Below are 21,075 nucleotides of genomic sequence, written 5' to 3'. Positions count from 1 at the left end.
AACGCCAACATTCACAGGCAGATGCAGAATAGGGGGTATCTATGATTCATTTGAGTCTTTGCGGTTATAATACGCACAACGCAAATTATGACGTTATTGACCGACCGAACGGTTCCGGAGATTATTTATTTCTTTATTTTATTGCTCCTATGAAAGTCACTTTGAATCACCACACTACATTAACAAAACCAAACGCTTGTATTCTCTATTCACCGAATGCACGACAATATTATGGAAATGTTGAAATCTTCTACAATAGCTTTCTTCACTTTGAAGTAGATGAAGAATATTTATCTCAGTTTCATATACCAACTAATACGATTTTCTATCCCAAGCACTATACCGCAATAAATCAATACATACAACAGATCTTAAATCAGAGTATAACAAAAGACCCCTTATATGAATTGGCCATTCATTCTCTACTTACCGAACTACTAATTACGGTAAGTAGAGATATCAATGTACCTCATCACAAAGGGGTTACCTCTGAAAATATATTAGATGTTATGAAAAGCGTACGTATAAAAATACTAACAAACTACTCAAAAAACTGGACTCTTCCTGAGATGGCAGACTTAGCAAACTTAAGTGTCAGTCGTTTCCATTACTATTATAAGTATTATTTTTATACCTCGCCAAAAGCAGATTTACTGGAAACTAGATTAAATCAAGTTCAGTTCTTATTAACTGACCAGACCATCTCTATTAAAGAAGCAGCAAGGTTAACAGGCTTTGAAGATATGCCTCATTTTACTAGACTATTTCGTTCTAAGACAGGGATGACACCAACCGAATATCGTTTAGAGTTCCTTGGCACCGATGGATTCCATAAAACGTAAAAATGCTTGTTTACCTTCTACATTACGCTTAAATACTCCTGCTTGTTCTAAGATGGAGCAAAAAACAAGTCCTACTTCATCTTTAATAATATTGTCAACATTATCTTCCGTTAGATTGTTATACTTCTCGCGTATAGCAGTGATCCATTCTGTATGTTTTGCAGTGGATTCTTGATCCATTGGATTTTTATCTTCTAAGATACAGGTTTTGACCTCCTCTAATTCAAGAAGTAAACGGGATGGTAAGATTGCAAACCCCATCACCTCAATAAGACCAATGTTTTCTTTCTTTATATGATGATGCTCTTTATGTGGGTGATATACCCCATCTGGGTGCTCTTTCGTAGTGATATTATTACGAAGAACTAAATCAAGCTCATAATCATCAGAAACTTTTCTAGCAATTGGTGTAATGGTATTGTGTGGTATCCCTTCCGTCTCTGCATAAATCATTACGCTTTCATCGCTATAGGATTGCCATGCAATTCTAATTTGCTCTGCAAGTTCCACAATCGATTTTGTATTTTTACCATGCAAACGCAACACTGACATTGGCCATTTTACAATCGCGGCTTCAACATCTTCAAATCCTGGTAAAGAGAATTTTTCCTCTACTTTGGCTTTTGCCATAGCAAAAGTATAGTTTCCGCCCTGATAGTGCTCATGTGTTAAGATAGAACCTCCTACAATAGGTAGGTCCGCATTGGAACCCACGAAATAATGAGGTAAAAACTGAATAAAATCAAATAACTTGGCAAACGTAGTCCGATCAATTTTCATTGGACTATGTTCTCCGCGAAATACGATACAGTGCTCATTATAGTATACATAAGGTGAGTACTGTAAAAACCAAGGATCTTCTTGAATCGTAATTGGTATCGTACGAAGAGTGTTTCTCGCGGGATGATTTACTCTTCCAGCATAGCCTTCATTTTCCTTACATAACTGACATGCTGGATATTCTGTGTTTGCTACATGTAATAAAGCAGCAATCGCCTTTGGATCTTTCTCAGGTTTTGATAAGTTGATTGTTATATCAAGATCACCATACTCTGTTTTCGTAATCCATTTTACATCTTTTTGAATACGATAGCGACGTATATAATCGCTATCCTGACTAAGCTTATAATAATAATCAGTCGCTGCTACCCTATCCTTTTGATAAAGCGCGTTAAAAGTCTTAACAACTTCTCTTGGATATGGAGTGAAACAATCCATAAGTTTTGTGTCATATAAATCACGATATGTGATACTATCTTCTATTAACTTTTGTTCACAAGCATAATCAAGTAAGACTTTTAAGATTTCTTCTAAATCTTCTACTTTTGTCTCAAGTATATTAGGTATATTTGATTCTGCCTCAGAGGATGTGCTTTGCACATCCTCTGTATAATCACTTAATTGTAACTCAGATAAGATACGATTTCTAACATAGATACGATCTTCTTCCTCTATTAAGCCCGTTATGATTCCATATTGAACCAAACGTGCAACTGCTTGGTATACGTTCAAATTGCTCCTCCAATCCTGAGAAGGTTTCTTTATTTCCATTACTTAACCCTTTTCCTTCTCAGTAAAAACTATAAATTAAATCCATTGGGATGGTTTTTATGCCAATTCCATGCACTTTCAATTATTTCTTCAATATCTGCATGCTGTGGTTTCCATCCAAGCATTGCTTTCGCCTTCTCACTTGATGCTACTAAGGTTGCAGGATCACCCGCTCTACGGTCTGCAAAAACTACAGGGATTTCTTCTCCTGTCACTTTTCTAGCTGACTCAATAACCTCTAATACAGTATGCCCCATACCATTTCCAAGATTAAAGATATTACTTTCTCCACCAGCCATTAAATATTTCACTGCTAAAATATGAGCCTGTGCTAAATCAAGTACATGGATATAATCACGTACACAAGAACCATCTTTTGTCTCATAATCTGTTCCAAATACATTGATTGCTTCTCTCTTATGATTTGCAACCTGTAGAATAATTGGAATTAAGTGTGACTCCGGATTGTGTGCTTCTCCGATTTGTCCGGATAAAATTGCACCACAAGCATTAAAATAGCGAAGAGATACATAACGAAGATTATGAGCAACAGAAGTCCATTTAAACATTTTTTCCATGGATAACTTTGTCTCACCGTAAGTATTCGTTGGTTCTGTACGGTCAGTCTCAACAATTGGTACACGTTCTGGTTCTCCATAGGTTGCTGCTGTAGAAGAAAATACTACTTTATCAATTCCATGTACTACAAGTGCCTCTAATAACACTTTCGTACCACATAGGTTGTTATCATAATATTTTAATGGGTTTACCATACTCTCCCCAACTAAGGAATTCGCAGCAAAATGAATTACTGCATCAATATCCTTTTCTTTTTCTAATACAGAATCTAAAAATGCTCGATCACGAATATCACCCTGGTAAAATGTTGCATCTGGATGGACAGCTTCCTTATGTCCTGTCTCGAGATTGTCAATAATCACAACCTGTTCATTCGCAGCAATTAATTCATAAACGGTATGAGAACCAATGTATCCAGCTCCACCAAGCACTAAAATCTTCATAATACTACCTCCTTTTAATATAGAACCTATTTTTTATATTATTTTGTATTATATAGTGTCTTTTTTCCCCTTATTAGCTGTATCTGCAAACTTCTTTGTCTATCATTTCAGCTTAAAAAATCAATTCCGGATTGTTTTTTATACTATTAATATCATATCTTATCTTGGTAAGATTACAATATGAAAAAGTATTCTCTTTATGTAATAATGTTGCATATCATTCACGGAGTGATATAATAAATATAAATATTTCAGAAGAAAGCTACCACTGATTACAGTTACTAAGAAACACAACTCGTTCTTATTATTAAAAAATTTTTTATTATGCACATGAATTATTTTTAAGAATACACATGATAAAGAGTTTATAAATTAAAATAATTTTGATAAAAATTCATGAAAATATAAAACGCAAAGTTTTGCCTGCGACCTAAAGTCTGCAGACTAGGGAAAGGCATGATTTGAATATGAATCAAACATTCAAGAATTCTTATAAAGTAAAAGAAAAAGAAATGGTCTCTTTATCCGTATACAATGTTGGTTATCAGCGATGCGAGCCTAATTATCAGTGGGGGCCTGGAGTACGTGATCACTATTTAATCCATTACATAGTTTCAGGAAAAGGTTATTATGAAACAAATCATAAAACCTTCCCCTTAACTTCAGGTGATGTATTTTTAATTTACCCGGATACTCAAGTAACTTATTATGCAGATGCCTTGGATCCTTGGGAATATTATTGGGTTGGCTTTTCTGGTAGTGATGCCGGATTAATCTTAGAGGCCACTGATTTTTCGAACGAATCTCCTGTTATTTCTTCTTGCTCCTATGGTGAGAAAGTGAAGGATCAACTTTATCAAATCTATGAAGCTCGTGGGAATGAATTCGCCAACGCTGTTGCTATGGCAGGACAGCTCTATATCACCCTAAGCCTCTTCCTTTCTGGAGCATCGAATCATAATAAAAAACATCATCAGAACCTCGATTATGTCCAAAAAGGCATTACTTATATGGAGTCACATTTTTCTTATCCGATTACAATTGATGATGTGGCTGCGTATGTTGGTATTAGCAGAAGCCATCTCTTTAGAGAGTTTAAAGCACATTTAGGAAAATCTCCAAAAGAATATCTATCAGAATACCGTATCAAATATTCCTGTACACTACTAAAAAATACTGATCTGTCCATTGGGGCAATTGCTACTTCTGTTGGTTATGACAATGGGTTATACTACTCCAAAGTATTTCAGTCTGTGAAAGGTATGCCACCAAGCAAATATAGGAATCTTCATAGCTAGTTGCTATGGATAGTTATGATATATTAGTAAGTATATTGTTATTAATTACGAACTTTGATTAGAAGTGTTGTATGCTTTGGATGTGAAAGTTGTCTCTTCAGAAATAGGTAACTATGTAAAAGAACCGAGATGATATGAAAAAGGAGCTAATTTTCTATTATTTTGATCTTCTAGAAATTTAGCTCCATATATGCTTAACTTATTATTAAAATTTTGGTTGTTTTCCAATTGTAGCAAGAATTCCACCATCGACATAAAGGATGTGACCATTTACAAAGTCAGACGCTTCCGATGCTAGAAATACCGCTGGACCTGTCAAATCTTCTGGAGTTCCCCATCGTGCAGCTGGCGTTCTTCCTATAATAAAGTCGTTGAAAGGATGCTCCTCCTCACGAAGTGCATCGGTTTGAGAAGTTTCGATATAACCTGGACCTAGACCATTACATTGAATATTATACTCACCATACTCCGATGCGATATTCTTTGTAAGCATCTTTAATCCTCCCTTGGCAGCAGCATAGGCGGAAACAGTCTCACGTCCTAATTCGCTTGTCATAGAGCAAATATTAATAATTTTACCATGACCTTTATTTATCATACCTGGTAATACTGCCTTAGATAGAATAAATGGTGCGTTCAAATCAACATCTACAACTTCACGAAATTCCTCCGCTGTCATATCACACATTGGAATCCTCTTTATAATACCTGCATTATTTACTAATATGTCAACAACGCCTACTTCACGTTCAATCTTTCCTACCATTTCTTGTATTTGTTCTTCATTTGTAACATCACATACATATCCGTGAGCTTTAATTCCGTCTTTTTCATAATTTTCTAATGCTCTATCAACAGAAACTTGACGTGAGCCATTCACAACAATTGTTGCACCTGCTTCAGCATACGCTTTTGCTATAGCATACCCTATTCCATGAGATGCACCAGTGATTAACGCTACTTTCCCTTTTAATGAAAACTTCTCTGTAAAACTCATAGTATCTCCATCTACGCACTGCGATGCGTACTTTATCTTAGTTAAACACGCATTTTTGTTCAACCTTTTTCTTCTGCAATCTATCGAAAAGCTTTATTATAACTAGCTTACCCTTCCCTTCTCGTACCTATGTATAATAAAAAGGAAGACCTGCGTCATCTAGGCACATGTCTTAACGATAGTTACATACTATGTTCCCGTAAATTCTGCATCACTAATTTTACGGTATTTGTTGCTAACTGTCAATTCTATTAAATATACAATAATAATTTCAGAACACTTTGCATTTATAAACCAAAAAAGTTTCTTAAGGCTACGGCTTCGCACAAAAAAGAATGGGCTCGATTTGAACCCATTCTCTATAAATTATTTTATTTTTTTGTTCATTTATTTTCCATAATATTGCCCTAATGATATACCATTTACACCAAGAGGTGTCTGATGGTCTAGACCAATAAATTTACCATTTGACTGCCATAATGCAGGTTTTAATAAAGCGTATTTTGCTTCATCCCAAGTTTGCCAATCATATCCTAGTAAACCTCCAGTATCCCCTGAGTTCGGATTGATACACCAGAATGTATGGTGGATACGATTATTTACTATATAATCTCTTAATAATGTCATCCATTTCTGGTTCTTTCCACCATCCATAAAACCTCCCCACTCACCTATCAAAAGTGGTGCAATACCTTTATCTTTAATATATGCCCAAGTATTATACCAATAATCATCTAATAGGGTCTGAGTTGTAAAATCCTTATCAAACCATGGTTGGTTGTATACGGAAGGACCATAGTCATGAGGGGAATAGACGATCTGACTATTGAGAGTGCCTATATTAATTGGATAATCCTTTACTCCTCTTAAATTTCCACCCCACCAAGCACTATACCATGGAGACTGATCACCAGTAGCTCCCCATACATCCGGTGTATTATAGTTATAACCTTTTTCAGTTTTAGGGTATTGTTCAACACCTTCAATCATAATTAATAATTTAGGGTTTTTAGCAAGTATAGCTTTCGCACATCTTTCCGCCGCATACTTCCAGTTATTCTCATCTGTGGAATTATCCCATTTTGCTATATTAGTAGGTGTTGTAGTACTATATCCCCTCTGTCCATGAGGTTCATTTTTTATATCAAATGCCAGAATAGTATCGTCATTTTTGTATTTATCAGCCAGCCATGCTTGAGTATTGATCCACTTATCTGTCGTTATTTCACCTGCAGTAGTCGTAGTTAACCCATACCATAACGGATAGTTATGACCTGAATTATTTGCATCCGGACTATGAACATCTACCATTACTTTGATCCCCAATTGTTTGCAGTATCCCATAATGATATCAAATATTTCCATACTATTTTTAACACTATTTGTTGTAGGATCATAAAAATCAGGGTTGCATACATAATAAGGTGGATTATTGACAGCGGTCACACTTGAAACTTTATTAGGTTTGCCTATCATCCAACTATACAAAAGTTCCGTTGAAATTGGAACTCTTAAAAATCCTATTCCTCTGTTTGCAATATTAGTTAACATCCCCTTAATATCGTACCATGCACCATGAAATACATTTTCAGTACAGTTAAAACCAAACCAATTCGCACCGGTCAGCCAAACCTCATTGCCATTCATGTCATAAATTTTATTGCCTACACAATGTAGCCAATCATCATTATTCGTATCAGCAGCATATACCTTTTGACCAACATTAAAAAAGCATGTCGTGATAAAGATTGTTACAATCAAAAACAATGAAACTATTCTTCTGATTTTACTCATAATTAAATTTCCCCTTTTTCTAATATTTTTTATAGCTCCCTATATGAGTGATCTCTAGAAAATAACACCTCCCCAATATTTTTTCCCTGAAACCATTCGCCTTTATTTAACTTTCACCCCCTTCGTATTCAAGCCAAATGATGTTCATTTATACCAATTACGAAATCACTTATTAATTACATTTTGTAATTGATACATACTTCCTCAAGACAATCACTCTTCTATATCCGTATGTCCTAAAGCTATTTTTATACCAATATTATATTGAATTAATTAAAAATGGTGACTATTAAATATTATCACAATCAGGTAGCAACCTCCCAAAGCACCGTACGTCAGAATAAAGGGGCTAGTATAAATAACCTAAACTTCTACCAATAAGCATAATATATCGTTCGAATACCGTCTCGTATTCATGAAAACGAACACTAATTCTTAGAGAGAGAGTGCGTTTCATTATTTTTTTGTTTTTCTATTGCTATCACCAACATTAAAAAAATTATTTTGCAAATACTATTTTTGTGCTTTTTAATGCACCTCGCATATGGACCATAAGAAAGGATTTCATATGGCAAATTATACTGGAACTGTAAAATGGTACGATTCTGAACGTGGATATGGGTTTGTATCCACGAACGACGGCCGCGATGTCTTTTTGCATCATTCTCAAATCAAAGAAAAAGGATTCGATAAAGAAGTTCATGAAGGTGAATCGATTGGATTTGATATTATCGAACAGGAGAAAGGCCCAGCAGCTATCAACGTGCACAAAAACTCTTAAATCCCGCAAAGGAAAGGAGCATGTCTATGAACAGAGTCCACTATGATGTAACTGGTATACAAAACACCCAGATGAAAACCCAGGTAAAGAACGTATTAGAAAAACTTGAAGGCGTTCAACAAGTCAATGTTAACTTGGCTAATAGTACCATAGATGTAAGTTACAATAAAAAAACGGATGAAGGATCTATCCGTAATTGTATTGAACATGTAGGCGGAAAAATAGAAAGCTAAATAGTCACTATTCATCAAGCCGAACTATGGGATCTATGCGTGAAGAATCGGGCGGGAAATTGTAAGATATTCATAACTGTTTAGTACCTTCATAACTACATGGCAACTACAGATGCCATGTGCTAATAGCGATGCCAATGCAACGTGGTTCACGAGGTTCTGAACAGTTACAGATATTCTTACAATCTTCACGCTCCTTCTTTTTGTACTAGACTTTTATTTAGCTACTCTATAATTCTATAACAACCATCTAGATACCTCATCCCAAATATTTTCTTATTAAACCGCCTTTCGTTTCCGTCTGCTAAATTACTAATTATTGATTGAATTCACATAGCGGTTAGCTGTTTTAATTATCTCTTCCGGATATCCCATTCGCTCTAATAGAAGAATAGCATTGCGTGTTGTTGTCGGTCCATCATGCAATTTATAATCAAATACTACGTCCCCCTCATTTAAAACCTCTCTAAAGTGATAGTTGTCACAGATTTCTTTTAATTCTTCTGTAAGTTCCACATCATGGGTTGCTACAATCGCAATACAATTTTTTTGAACTAAATATTTTACCACCGCAATCGAAGCTGCTATTCTTTCTGCTGTATTGGTTCCTCGTAGAATCTCATCGATAAAACAAAGGGTAGTTCTGTCTTCATTTAGATTACTTAGAATGCGGTTTAAGTAATTTAGTTCCGTGATAAAATAGCTGTCGCCACTTATAATATCATCTCGCACTGCCATTGAGGAAACAATAGAAGATCTTGGCATACAAAATTGTGTCGCTAGACAAGTTTGGATACTTTGAGCGAGAATAGCATTGATTGCAATCGTCTTTATAAAAGTTGATTTACCAGATGCATTTGAACCTGAAAGTATAATACATCGGTCAAATGAAATCGTGTTAGTTATCGCATCCTGAATAAGCGGATGATAGATTTCCTTCGCTTTTATTGAATCTGTGCTAGAACTAAATTCCGGTTTACAGTAGAAAGGTATACTATGACGAAATGATAAAATTGATATCGCACAATCAAGCTGCCCGATACTATGGTAAATTTTATAAAACAAATCCTTTTTCCCTTTTAAGGCTTTCATAACCTTATGGTATTTCGTAAAGTCAACTAAAGTAATTCCTCGAAGATATTCAAATAATAATTCTAAACCAACCCCACTCAGTCTAGTCTGTGTATGCAATTCTAGTGATTGTACACTTTTGGAAAAACTGCGAAAACTAGAAGAAGGTTCATGCAATTCATGAAACGTCTCCTCAAATGAGGTTTCTTTACTCTTAGCAATCTTTTTCGCTGTAAAAAGTAATCGTGTAATATAAGATAGGGTTACAACACTTGTTTCATACTTGGCGTGCTGACATTCAAACACTACAAGATTAATTCCCGCTATTACTATAAGTATCGTAATCCATAATGCGTTTTGTAGTACCAATGCTCCAATAAAACTTCCAAATAGAAGAAACTGAAGTATTCGATAAATTAGGATGTGGGGAATCTCAAAAATATCAGTATGATTTAAAAAAGGAATTAAGAAGTTTCTCGGTTTTTTACCTAAAGCGAGCAAATATTCCATCATTCTAATTCGTTCCTCGTCCCTTGATTCAAAATACTGAATCTTTTCTTCTAACCCGGATAGCTCTTCTTCTGACCAATGAAGCTGATGAAGTATTGCATAAAGGTATTCCTCACCTACAGAGGAACAACATTGATTTATTCTTGCATACACTTTGTCCATATCTAAATCATTCCAAGTAACATTATCCACTTGTACTTGGTTTGGAATCTGTTTTTTAATTTCTTCCCAATAGGATGCTATTCCCTCAAAATCATAATTACGCTCTGGTGGTATCGTACCAAATCTCTTTTGTATGTATTGTCTACGACTTTTTTGTAAGAAATATTCTTGAATAATCAAAGCTAATATTACTCCAAATAAAAAGATTCCAAGTACTATAAAAAATGAATTCATTCTTAATCCCCTTTCTACAGCTTTAGCGGGCAACTATGTAATTTGCCAAACTCTGTTCGTAATGACCCCATACACTAATTTCATATATTTCATATCTAACTCTAAGGATTTACCTGCTACAACTACTTCAAACATCATATCTCGTTAGAATTACTTTAACAGATTATTTTATATTATAAACCATTTGATGGAAATAAAATAGTAAGTTCACTTTTGGGTGTAATTTTATCAAAAATTATTAAAACAAAAATAGATGTGTAAAGATCATACATAAATTAATATAAATATTTATAGCAAAATTAAAATACTAACTTATGTTATCGTACCTACAAAGATGGGATTGTAGAAAAAGATAATTTTATGTTGAAATTTGTTATATTTTAGTAACAAATATAAATATATTGAATAATATAGTATTGGAAAGGAGATGGTACTATGCTAAATAAAGAAGGTTTATTACGACTAATGGAAGGAAAGTCAGATGAAGAAATGAAACAAATTCTCGAGAAAAACTATGGTATTAATTGGAGTATTCCTGAAGGATCTTGTAAAGCTTGGTTTGCTAAGGTTTTCATTTACTGCTCTACTCGTGAATTTGAAGAAGAGTTAGATTTTTTCTTTTTCTTAGTTAACACGTTTTCTCATCTCTTTCATGTTTGCTTCAAACATGAAGATACAGTATTCCTAGGTTGTACCTGCCCTTGTGGCAATAAAGAAGTAATTCTTTACTATTCTTTAACACGTGGAGATTAATTATCTTTTATTACCCTAAAACAAATTTACATGTAATATAATTTAATCACATTATATAATAATTTAATAATAATCTAATAAGATGAGTAATGCATAGGCAAAAATAGATACTACAAATAGTTTTTGAGATTCTCATAAACTGTAGTATCTATTTTTATTTTTTCTATCGTTTGTATCAAGCTTTTCACCCGCAGACTGTCAATGTTGGGTCATTATAGCTTGTTCATAATCATTGATTTTACTGGCATCTTGTGTAACATTAGTACTTAATATTTTAGCCTTGCGAAACTTATCTATGAATAAATTTAAAATTGGATATTTTTAGTTGAATCATTTATAATATATAAAGGATTAAAAACACCCATGATTTCTTGGAATTCATGCGGTCAATAAATGATGCAACGGAGGATTCAATGATTACTATTAGATTAGAAAAAACTCAAGACCACCGCACTGTGGAAGAAATAACGAAATTGGCTTTTTCTTATCCAGAAAGAGTGGAACGCTCTAAAATTGGTTGTTGCTTAGAACATTATATGGTTCATTCCTTAAGAGAGGTAGATGGTATTAATGATCTTAGTTTTGTCGCAGAGATACAGGGTAAAATAGTTGGACATATCATATATAGTAATGCATACATACAAAAACCAAATGGTACTAAGGTTAATGTTCTTAACTTTGGCCCACTAAGTGTACACCCACAATATCAGAAACAAGGGCTAGGTACTGCATTAATGAAACATTCTATTGAAATTGCGAAATCTCTAGGTTACGGGGCCATCTTATTCTTTGGAAGACCGGAATACTATCCTCGTTTTGGATTTGTCGAAGCAAAAGAATTTAATATCACCGATTGTAATGGATACAATTATCCAGCTTTTATGGCTATGGAGTTGAAGAAAGGTTATCTGAAAGGAGTATCTGGAAAGTTTATTGAATCACCTATCTATAATGATGATTTAAATCGTGAACAAGCGAAGGCATTTGATGAGAATTTTGGGGAATTATTTTATATTGCGGCACATAGTGTAGAAACTAATGGTGTGGTAAATACCTAAACCTAACAAAGGAATACCACACTAAATTAGTGTGGTAGCCCTTCATTAATTAAGACTTATACCTGTTTGCAATCCACTAGTTTACTTTGATAGTTTTGCTAAAGTTCTTCTTCTGTCCATTCTCTAAAGTGACTTCAACTGTTAACGTAACAGTTCCTTTCTTCTTAGCAGTAATGGTTCCATTACTGGATACAGTTGCAATATTCTTATCGCTTACTTTATATGTTACCTTTACTTCTTCCTGACCAACCGGATCACCTTTTGTAAATGAAGTAACTCGTGCTAATTCCTGTGGAAGAGTTACCTTTACATTGATTTTTTTACCATTTGCAACGGTAGATTCAACGGATACTTTCACTCTGTCTACTAATGTAACTGCATCCTTTACCTTCTCTGTGCAAATAACAAAATCTCCTCCGCTTAGGGTAGAAAGTTTTAAGGTACCATCCGCTGCTACAGTTATTGGATTGTTTGGCATTTCTTCTAATACACCGGTCTCAGCATTCTTATGGTAAATATATACCTTGTCACCTGCTGATAAGGAAAGTGCACCTTTTACAGGTACTGTAATTACCATACCTGCTGATAACTTACCTTCCGTTCCTACAGAAAGGACTCCTACAGATTTTGTAGCTGCTTTCGTATCTTTCTTCAAAGTAACTGCTATATTCAGATCTTTTGAAACAAATGCAACTTTCTTCAGTTCAGATACAGGAATATCAACTGTGTAACTCTTTCCAATTGCTACATTGATAGTAAGCTTCTGTCCAGATTTCTTTGCTAATAACAATGCATCTTTACTTAATACAATATTATTCACAGTTGCATCTTTAACAGTAGGAATGGACAAGTCGATTACAATACCTATTTTAATCTGACTATCCGTTAAAATATCCTTTAATACTTCTTTACCTAATGAAATTGTAATGTTTTTATTACCGTCTTTTACCGTATCTTTCAGAACTTCTTCATCAATTTTTATTTTTACAATTACTTTTCCACCCTCAATGGTAATTTCTGCTTTATCAGCTGTTATTACAGTTTTACCCTCAGGCTTCGGTGTTGGCGTTAGTGTTGGCGTCGTTGTTGGCGTTGTAGGTGTTGTTGGTGTTTCTGGCGTTGTAGGTATTGTTGGTGTTGGTGTTGGTTTCAGCGTTGGTGTTGGTGTATCATCACGCTTACATACAATATCCCCACGATCTCTAATACGAATACGCGCTGCAAGACCATCAAAGGTATCATCATAAGAGGACAGACCAACAGCAGTAATCAAACTTCCAACCGCTAAATCCTTAATTTCCTTGTCGGTTGTAATATAACTGTCAATAAAGATACGAGCAATATTTCCTACGTTATCCTTAACAAGAATCGTTTGTACCGCTCCGTTTTCAAGTTCAATCTTAGTTACCTTTCCTGAAATCTTTACAAGGCTTCCAAGGTATGTGCTATCATTAATCTGCTTTGCAGTTACTTCTTTAGGCTCTACTTTAGTAATATTACTATCTACCAAAGATATACTACTAACATTTAACCGTCTTTCACCCTGATAAGAAGAAGTTGTTCCTGTAATACGAACCTTCTGACCAACTTTAAAGTCTCCAGTCACTTGGAATACATTAATACCAGCTGTTTCGTCCTGTAGATAAATACAGTCAGAAAATGCTGTAGTCTTATCATATCCGGAAGTATTGGAGGTTACGATACCTTCTACCGTAAAATTAGCACCTTCTTCTGCTTTATGTATATCCACTATCTTATCAATCGTTGGCGTTGGTGTTGCTGTCGGTGTTGGTGTTGCTGTTGGTGTTGGTGTTTCTGTTGGCGTTTCTGTTGGCGTTGGTGTTGGTGTTTCTGTTGGCGTTGGTGTTGGCGTTGGTGTTGGTATTTCATCACGCTTACATACAATATCCCCACGATCTCTAATACGAATACGCGCTGCAAGACCATCAAAGGTATTATCATAAGAGGACAGACCAACAGCAGTAATCAAACTTCCAACTGCTAAATCCTCAATTTCCTTGTCGGTTGTAATATAACCGTCAATAAATATCCGAGCAATGTCTCCTGCGTCATCCTGAACAAGAATCGTTTGTACAGCTCCGTTTGCAAGTTCAATCTTTGTAACCTTTCCTGAAATCTTTACAAAGCTTCCAAGGTATGTTCTGTCATTAATCTCCTTTGCAGTTACTTCTTTAGGTTCTACTTTTGTAATACTACTATCTACCAAGGATATACTGCTAACATTTAACTGTCTTTCGCCCTGATAAGAAGACGTTGTTCCCGTAATACGAACCTTCTGACCAACTTTAAAGTCTCCTGCCACTGGGAATGCATTAACACCAGCTGTTTCATCCTGTAGATAGATACAGTCAAAAAATGCTGTAGCCTTATCATATCCGGAAGCATTGGAGGTTACGATACCTTCTACCGTAAATTTAACACCTTCTTCAGACTCTTTTTGTATATCCACTATCTTATCAATTTGAGTCGGATTTACATACTTGATTACGTTCTGTAAAATTGTATAGTTTGAGTAATTTAATTCAGCGTTGGTATCTGAAATTGTAGCTTGAATTTCAAAGTTACTCATAAATGCTGCACCGTCTACAATTACCAGTGACTGAGTTCCATTAGCATGTGTAACAATCTCGCTGGCAAGCACCATCAGACGATTATCACCTTTTGCATATTCATATTTTGGAATAGCACTCCCGCCTAGACCGTCATTATCACAATCCTTTGAGTAGGTAGAACTATGTCCGTATACTATAGGTGAGACATTAGCTGGTAATGTAGAAATAGGTTTTTCATTCTTATCTACCACATGAATTGTACTGCCACCATACTGACTGAAGAGCTGTGTGTACTTGTTATCATTTGGATTCGCCGCATCGTATACAATACCTTTTGTAAATGGATTATTCCAATTGTAAGTTGTTAAGTATAGTCTTGCTTTATTTGCTTCACTTCCGCCTGCATTTAATACATCATCATAAGCACCGTCATCACTGACACGTAAAGACGCTCCAATTGCTTTTAGTAACTTATTCTGTTGTGCTGCCATATGGTCTTGTGCCGGGAATTGTTTGTAATTTTCGTATAAATCTGACCATCCGCAGAGTATTAAACTTCCGCCTGCTTCTGAGAAACCTTTAATGGCTTCTATTTCTTTATCTGAATATGTAGCATATGGTTCTCTTAACGCAGTACCATTTCGGCGACTTGGTGCTGTTAATATAAGCATCTTATATTTACCATTTGTATTTTTAGCTGCCGCTATTAATTCATCACTAGTATTCAGAATTACGCACCTTACATTGCTTTGTGCTGCAAGCAAGCTGAAGTTACCCATGTTATCTTTGTAATTTCCAGCTACATATTCATTGAAGTGACTTCCGTCAATTCCTATGTATACCAGTTTATTCGCATCTCTAATATCTAAACTAAGATCCTTTGTAAAGGCATAGTCAAGACCACCAATTGCTAGAACAGCCTCAACGGTTATGGTTTGCATTTTGGCTTTTTCAGGTGTGAAATCATAATTGTTTGTAACAGTCGTTCCTTTTGCAATTTTACCTACATCCGTTTTATGATCAATAACAGTTCCATCCAACTTATAAGTCAAAGATTTAATCGTTGCATCTGCAGACTCATTGTTAAACAAGGTTGTTATAACCGTCATTTTTTCTCCGGTAACTGGTGTATTTGTGCTACTTTCTACATTAGAAATTCCAAGCAATTTTGTACTGCCAACCCATACTGGTGCCGTTACTGCAATGTCTCCATCCTTTTCTCTTACTCTGATATAATAGTAGCTATAGTCCGGTTTCAGTGTTACGCTAAGTTCCTTACTCTGAGCATTTACATCCCATGTATGGATAATACGTCCGCTGTTTGCAATTACCTCTGCTGTTTGAATTACATCTTTCGCATCATTTAATATTACCTTTAAATCGAGGCTCTTAGGTACCTCATTTATGATGCTTCCCATTAATTCACCATTTAAAGTATAGGTAATCTCTAAATTCTTACATTCCGTAGCATATACTTTACGAGCCTTTAATGCATCATAAATACCCTGTTCCGTAAAGTCACCGGTAATTATAACATCACGGGCATCGTTTGCATTTCCCCATTTACCCTTATGATTATCCTGATTATTTGTAGGCGCTACATGCCATCCTTTATCCAATGCCATGGTGTAATAACTATAGGATGGGAAATATCCGCCGCTGCCGACTGCACCTTCTCCATTACCAACTTCAAGTAAAGTAATACGGGAATCAACAGCAGGATCCCAGTAAGCAAAATCACTAAAGGTACCAAATGTTTTACCTGGGTGATTAAACTGGCTAACACTATTAACACCTTCCGGTTTGCTTAATAAAGCATAATAAGCTTTCATTCCGGCATCATTAGTTTTGCTGTTTAAGGTTGCGTTATTACGGCTGACAATACCTTCTGTGTTCCAGGTGTTCATATGTCCCGGTCCGCCAGACCAAGTCATTTCAAAACCACCGAGAGCAATCACTCCTCTGTTTGTTGGAGATGCATTAAAATTAGCAATTTTACTCTTGTATTCATTCCATATTTTTTGGCTTTCTGCCGTCATTAAGCTCTTATTAAAAAGTGAAGCTTCTGGGTTAGCCGCACCCGATTTATCAAAATAGTTTGAGTGATCTGTAAATGCAACAAAATCAATATTATCACCCTTGCTAATTTTATTAATATAATTAAGTGCTTCATCTAAAGAGCCAGAACCATCCGAATAAGTTGTATGACTATGTAATTGTCCAAAGTATAATTTATAATTTGGCGTACCTACGGTAAATGGCCACTCATAGGTTATGGCTTTTCCATCTGCACGGGTAATCACTGCGGATGCTGTATAAGATGCATCAGCCAGATCCTTAGATGGCTTATAGGAAAAGGTTCCGCCAGAATAACTCATAGTGGCAGCGTCTAATATAACCGTCGCTCCTGTCTTTAGTGTAAGCTTTGCGGTTGGAGCCGTTCCAAGATTAGTTGCAGTTATGCTAATAAGCGGTCTCTTTTCAACCCCTGTATATTCATTACGGTCAGGTGTTACTTTCGTAACCTGAGGTGCGTCTGCTACAGAAATTGTTTTTACGTCACTGGTAGCCTCATTTCCTGCCCTATCTCTGGCAGTTACAAAAACGGTAAAGCTGGAAACATCTTTAGTAAATGTGCCTCCAGGAATGGTTGCTTCCCATTTCGTGTTATCAGTTGTACTCTGTACCAATGCCACCTTAGTAGATACCTGATTCACTGTATAGGTTAAATCTGCATCGGATACTGCTACATTATCTGTAATTGTTATTGATATCTTATAATCTATTCCTAACTCCGCATTCTCAAAAGTAGGCATTGTTATCGTTGGAACTTTCGTATCATTTGCTACAACATAATCAGTGCTGGAACCGACACGAAGCTGATCAGTCGTAGTATATTTGGATACACATGCATACAAATCAACCTTTTCTCCGGCTGTTACGCCGCTTGGATAGGTCGCTGCACGGTATATATCCATGCTACCTCCATAGCTGTCCGTAACCTTTGTGCTTGCGGTGCTGCTATAGGTACCAAGTGTTACACCCTTAATTAACACCCATTCCGATAGCAAGGAATCCTTTACAGCCATCAAATCATTAAATGAAGTGAATTTCTGTGCAGGAATCAACCGAGTATCTGCTGCCGGTGTGAGTATTTCTATTTTTGTAGGGTTGGTTAACTGAGGAACTCCCCCATATGCTCCCATTGTTCCTGTTAGTTTTACAACATCACCAATCTTATACTCGGATAGAGTATTATATATCTGCAGTGCATAAATTTTCCCATCAATGACATCTTCCAGAATCACAGTCGTTACCTTGTCATAATCACCGTACCGGTAAACAAGCTGTCCCACTATAGTAACTTGACCGCTGCTTAGTTTACTTGCCTCTAATACCGATATTGCACCTTCCGGAATTACAGGAATCGGATCAAATATTTCTGGGTCTACTGGATCCTCAGAAATCACATAATGAAATACAGCGATATCACTTTCTTCATAATCCGGTGCTGTTGCTTTTGCCTCAATTGTTGTATCACCATTAATTATGATAGGATCTGCGTAGTCCACCCAAATCGCAGAAGGTGAAACAGTCGTAACTCGATACTGAATGCTCGAACTCGGTGTTCCGCAGGAAAGTGTAATAACACTTCCGGAAACGACTGCTCCAGATGCCGGGCTTGCTTGCGGTGTTGCTACTTTTACAGGTCCTGACGGATTACCGCTATCTAACTTGTACAGAGTAAAATTAGAAGGATAACCCGCTGGTGAACCTGTTACCGTATCATTTTTATAAGCCCTAAACTTGTTATCAGAGCCTTTATTACTAGCTAAAGTCACGGTATCTGCTCCGGTTCCCTTAAATCTAAACGTTCCGTTATTAAATTCAAACGCCCATGCATAGCCTCCCTCAGCTATTCCATTAGCGTTACCACCAGATGGCTTAACCTTTTTTCCGTTTGCATCAGTTAAAGTAACACTTGTCCCTGAAACAGAAAGGTCCCATACCAAGGAACTGCCTGGATTAATTACCTTGTCATCCATAGAACTAACTTGAGTAGAACCAAGCCATCCACTATCCAGGGCCCCCACTGCATATCCAGTATTTACTACCATTACATACTTATCTGTAGTAAGTTCTGCTGCACTATTTATTCTCACAAAAGTGCTAGCAGCCTCATTTGCATAACTTTTGACAGGACTTATTGAGAATACCATTATGATACTCAATAGCACTGCCAAATACCGTTTTGCATTTTTTTTCATTACTTTCCTCCTTAATTATATTATGTTTCTTACTACGTTTATATAAATTTCCTCCCTGCTCGTGGTAAAATCATATGAAACACTTATACAACTTCACTTAAAAACAGAGGAATATTTATATCTGTTAAATATTTCCTATACTTCTGAAAGAAATCTTTTCCGGGTGTACCCAAATCATCCAATAGTATAAAACGATTACTTGACAAGAAAAAAGGACGTGATTTCTAACGTCACATCCTTTTTGAATGATGACATTTTTATTACTTATAATCAACTTATCTGCTGTATTATAATTGTCTACATCTTGCATCATAGATCACATGAGTAGATCGTTTGTAATAAAAAATCATCAAAAAATTTATTTAGTTATTTACAATTTATTCCAAATGTTGAACAGTTCCAATTATAGCACATATGCACAATTAATGCAATGCTATTCGTCCTAAATATAACATTTATATATATACAAAAATGTTTATATCTTATCATTGCTCTACATATTCGATATATTATTCTATTTTTCGAATAATTTTTAGTGCATTTTTAACAAATGTCAGAGTGTATGAAAAACTCATATACTCTAGCATTTTCTTTTATAATAAAAGATAAACCTCCCAGTGTCAGTCAATGACAAACAAATCACTAGGAGGTGTAAATATTGTTTAATAATTGTATCAATAAATTACTAAATTTAAAAGGGGTATAAGTAAAATTTAACGCGATAATATTTTATCTCCCTTTAATCGAAATATTGCAGCACATAGAATAGAAACTAATGGTGTGGTTGCAATAATACCTACCGATCCTGCGATTCCCTGAATTATTTCAGTTACCATCATATCACTATTTAGTATTTGAATCATCGGATAATCATATACCTGAAATAAAATCAATAGGTTGAACGCCGATCCAACAAATGCAAGTATCAATGTATTTGCCATCGTTCCCATGGTATCCCGTCCGATATTCATTCCAGAGCGAAATATCTGCTTTTTGGATATGGAAGGATTTTGCTCATAGACCTCATGAAGAGCAGATACAATGGACATGGAGGTATCCATCAATGCCCCAAGTGCTGAAAGAAGAATACCACTAATCAGCAAACCACTGATTTTCAATGGCGAGTCCGAAGCCCGTATTACCAGTTCCTCTGCCTCTGACATATTAAATCCGTTCATCGGTGTCAAAGTCGTTATAATCCACGCAAAAATTCCAGCTGCTATAACACCTCCAACACATCCTAAGAGTGCACAAAATGTCTTCTTTGTATATCCAGTCAGCATTAGTAATGCACCCGCACTGGTAAATGCAGCAATCAATATAGTAGCTAAAATCGGAGAAACTCCTTTTAGAACTAGAGGAATCAAAATAAACCAAAGACTCAGCAAAGTAAACAGCAATCCAAGTAATGCTCTTGCTCCCTGCTTTCCGCCTACTAACATCATGAGTATAGCAAATACAATTATAGCTATAATCAATACGCTACTTCGATCATAATTAGGAATAGACACTACATACAGATCTCCCGCATCATTATAGTCCAGTCGGACAATAATCCTAGTCCCAAGCTTTGCGTCAACATTATAATATGCATTTAAGTAGTTAATCGTTTCCAGAACAGCTCCCTTATGTTTACCCGTAAGAACCTTTACTTCCAATTGCTGTTCCCCAATACGTCTTCCTTCTGTCCAAGTGTCCGGTGATGCATTATCCCTTAATATATCTGTAACCTTTGCAACCGCGAACGTTCGTTTCCTAGCAGAAGATAGCACTGCATCCGGATTCGGGCGGTTTAAAATTACAGCTGCACCTATAAATACTAACAGCATTAGCACTGCTGTTAAAATTCTCACCTTAAGATTCTTTTTCATATAGTATCCCCCTCTTAATACTAAGCAAATACCTAACAAGGAATGCCACACTACACT

The 21,075-nt window shown here is 35.7% G+C and carries 13 protein-coding genes; 6 read left to right on the top strand and 7 right to left on the bottom strand.

Going from position 1 to position 21,075, the window contains the following annotated elements; translation table 11 throughout:
* Positions 1-41 precede the first annotated feature (41 nt).
* On the top strand, positions 42-842 hold the full coding sequence (locus CPHY_RS06150) for a helix-turn-helix transcriptional regulator (RefSeq protein ID WP_012199194.1): 801 nt from the start codon (positions 42-44) through the stop codon (positions 840-842).
* On the opposite strand, the gene galT is transcribed toward CPHY_RS06150, so the two are convergent.
* Positions 804-2,393, bottom strand: a complete 1,590-nt coding sequence (gene galT / locus CPHY_RS06145; RefSeq protein ID WP_012199193.1) for a UDP-glucose--hexose-1-phosphate uridylyltransferase — start codon at positions 2,391-2,393, stop codon at positions 804-806. The two genes, CPHY_RS06150 and galT, sit on opposite strands and share 39 nt — an antisense overlap.
* Before the next feature lie 29 nt (positions 2,394-2,422).
* Positions 2,423-3,415, bottom strand: a complete 993-nt coding sequence (galE, locus tag CPHY_RS06140; protein ID WP_012199192.1) for a UDP-glucose 4-epimerase GalE — start codon at positions 3,413-3,415, stop codon at positions 2,423-2,425.
* 467 nt (positions 3,416-3,882) lie between these two features.
* Here galE and CPHY_RS06135 point away from each other — a divergent pair, with 467 nt between their 5' ends.
* Positions 3,883-4,713, top strand: a complete 831-nt coding sequence (locus CPHY_RS06135; protein WP_041703274.1) for an AraC family transcriptional regulator — start codon at positions 3,883-3,885, stop codon at positions 4,711-4,713.
* A gap of 205 nt (positions 4,714-4,918) precedes the next feature.
* Here CPHY_RS06135 and CPHY_RS06130 read toward each other — a convergent pair whose 3' ends face one another.
* Together CPHY_RS06130 and CPHY_RS06125 are read right to left on the bottom strand one after the other, a co-directional pair.
* Positions 4,919-5,710: a gluconate 5-dehydrogenase gene (locus tag CPHY_RS06130; protein ID WP_012199190.1), complete on the bottom strand. Its 792-nt coding sequence runs from the start codon at positions 5,708-5,710 to the stop codon at positions 4,919-4,921.
* A 387-nt stretch (positions 5,711-6,097) separates the two neighbouring features.
* The gene (locus tag CPHY_RS06125) at positions 6,098-7,504 is read right to left on the bottom strand and encodes a glycoside hydrolase family 5 protein (protein WP_012199189.1); all 1,407 of its coding nucleotides are present in this window, start codon (positions 7,502-7,504) and stop codon (positions 6,098-6,100) included.
* A 544-nt stretch (positions 7,505-8,048) separates the two neighbouring features.
* Between CPHY_RS06125 and CPHY_RS06120 the strand changes: the two genes are divergently transcribed.
* Positions 8,049-8,285: a cold-shock protein gene (locus tag CPHY_RS06120; protein ID WP_408611151.1), complete on the top strand. Its 237-nt coding sequence runs from the start codon at positions 8,049-8,051 to the stop codon at positions 8,283-8,285.
* Between the two features lie 26 nt (positions 8,286-8,311).
* Positions 8,312-8,518 (top strand): heavy-metal-associated domain-containing protein, encoded by a 207-nt coding sequence (locus tag CPHY_RS06115; protein WP_041703273.1) that lies wholly within the window; start codon positions 8,312-8,314, stop codon positions 8,516-8,518.
* Positions 8,519-8,830: 312 nt separating this feature from the next.
* On the opposite strand, the gene CPHY_RS06110 is transcribed toward CPHY_RS06115, so the two are convergent.
* Entirely contained in the window at positions 8,831-10,495 is a 1,665-nt protein-coding gene (locus CPHY_RS06110; RefSeq protein WP_012199186.1) for a MutS-related protein, read from the bottom strand.
* Between the two features lie 435 nt (positions 10,496-10,930).
* Between CPHY_RS06110 and CPHY_RS06105 the strand changes: the two genes are divergently transcribed.
* Both CPHY_RS06105 and CPHY_RS06100 read left to right on the top strand, forming a co-directional pair.
* Entirely contained in the window at positions 10,931-11,248 is a 318-nt protein-coding gene (locus tag CPHY_RS06105; RefSeq protein ID WP_012199185.1) for a hypothetical protein, read from the top strand.
* A gap of 413 nt (positions 11,249-11,661) precedes the next feature.
* Positions 11,662-12,306 carry a GNAT family N-acetyltransferase gene (locus tag CPHY_RS06100; protein WP_012199184.1) on the top strand — a complete coding sequence of 215 codons (645 nt, stop codon included), beginning with the start codon at positions 11,662-11,664 and terminating at the stop codon, positions 12,304-12,306.
* Between the two features lie 76 nt (positions 12,307-12,382).
* Here the strand turns inward: CPHY_RS06100 and CPHY_RS06095 are convergent, their stop codons facing one another.
* Positions 12,383-19,147 (bottom strand): Ig-like domain-containing protein, encoded by a 6,765-nt coding sequence (locus CPHY_RS06095; RefSeq protein WP_012199183.1) that lies wholly within the window; start codon positions 19,145-19,147, stop codon positions 12,383-12,385.
* Between the two features lie 713 nt (positions 19,148-19,860).
* Positions 19,861-21,018: a YibE/F family protein gene (locus CPHY_RS06090; RefSeq protein ID WP_012199182.1), complete on the bottom strand. Its 1,158-nt coding sequence runs from the start codon at positions 21,016-21,018 to the stop codon at positions 19,861-19,863.
* Between the last annotated feature and the right edge of the window lie 57 nt (positions 21,019-21,075).

This window comes from Lachnoclostridium phytofermentans ISDg (genome assembly GCF_000018685.1).
Lineage (GTDB): Bacteria > Bacillota > Clostridia > Lachnospirales > Lachnospiraceae > Lachnoclostridium > Lachnoclostridium phytofermentans.
The sequence above is the reverse complement of the archived record's forward strand: the minus strand, read 5'-3'. Positions and strand labels throughout refer to the sequence as shown.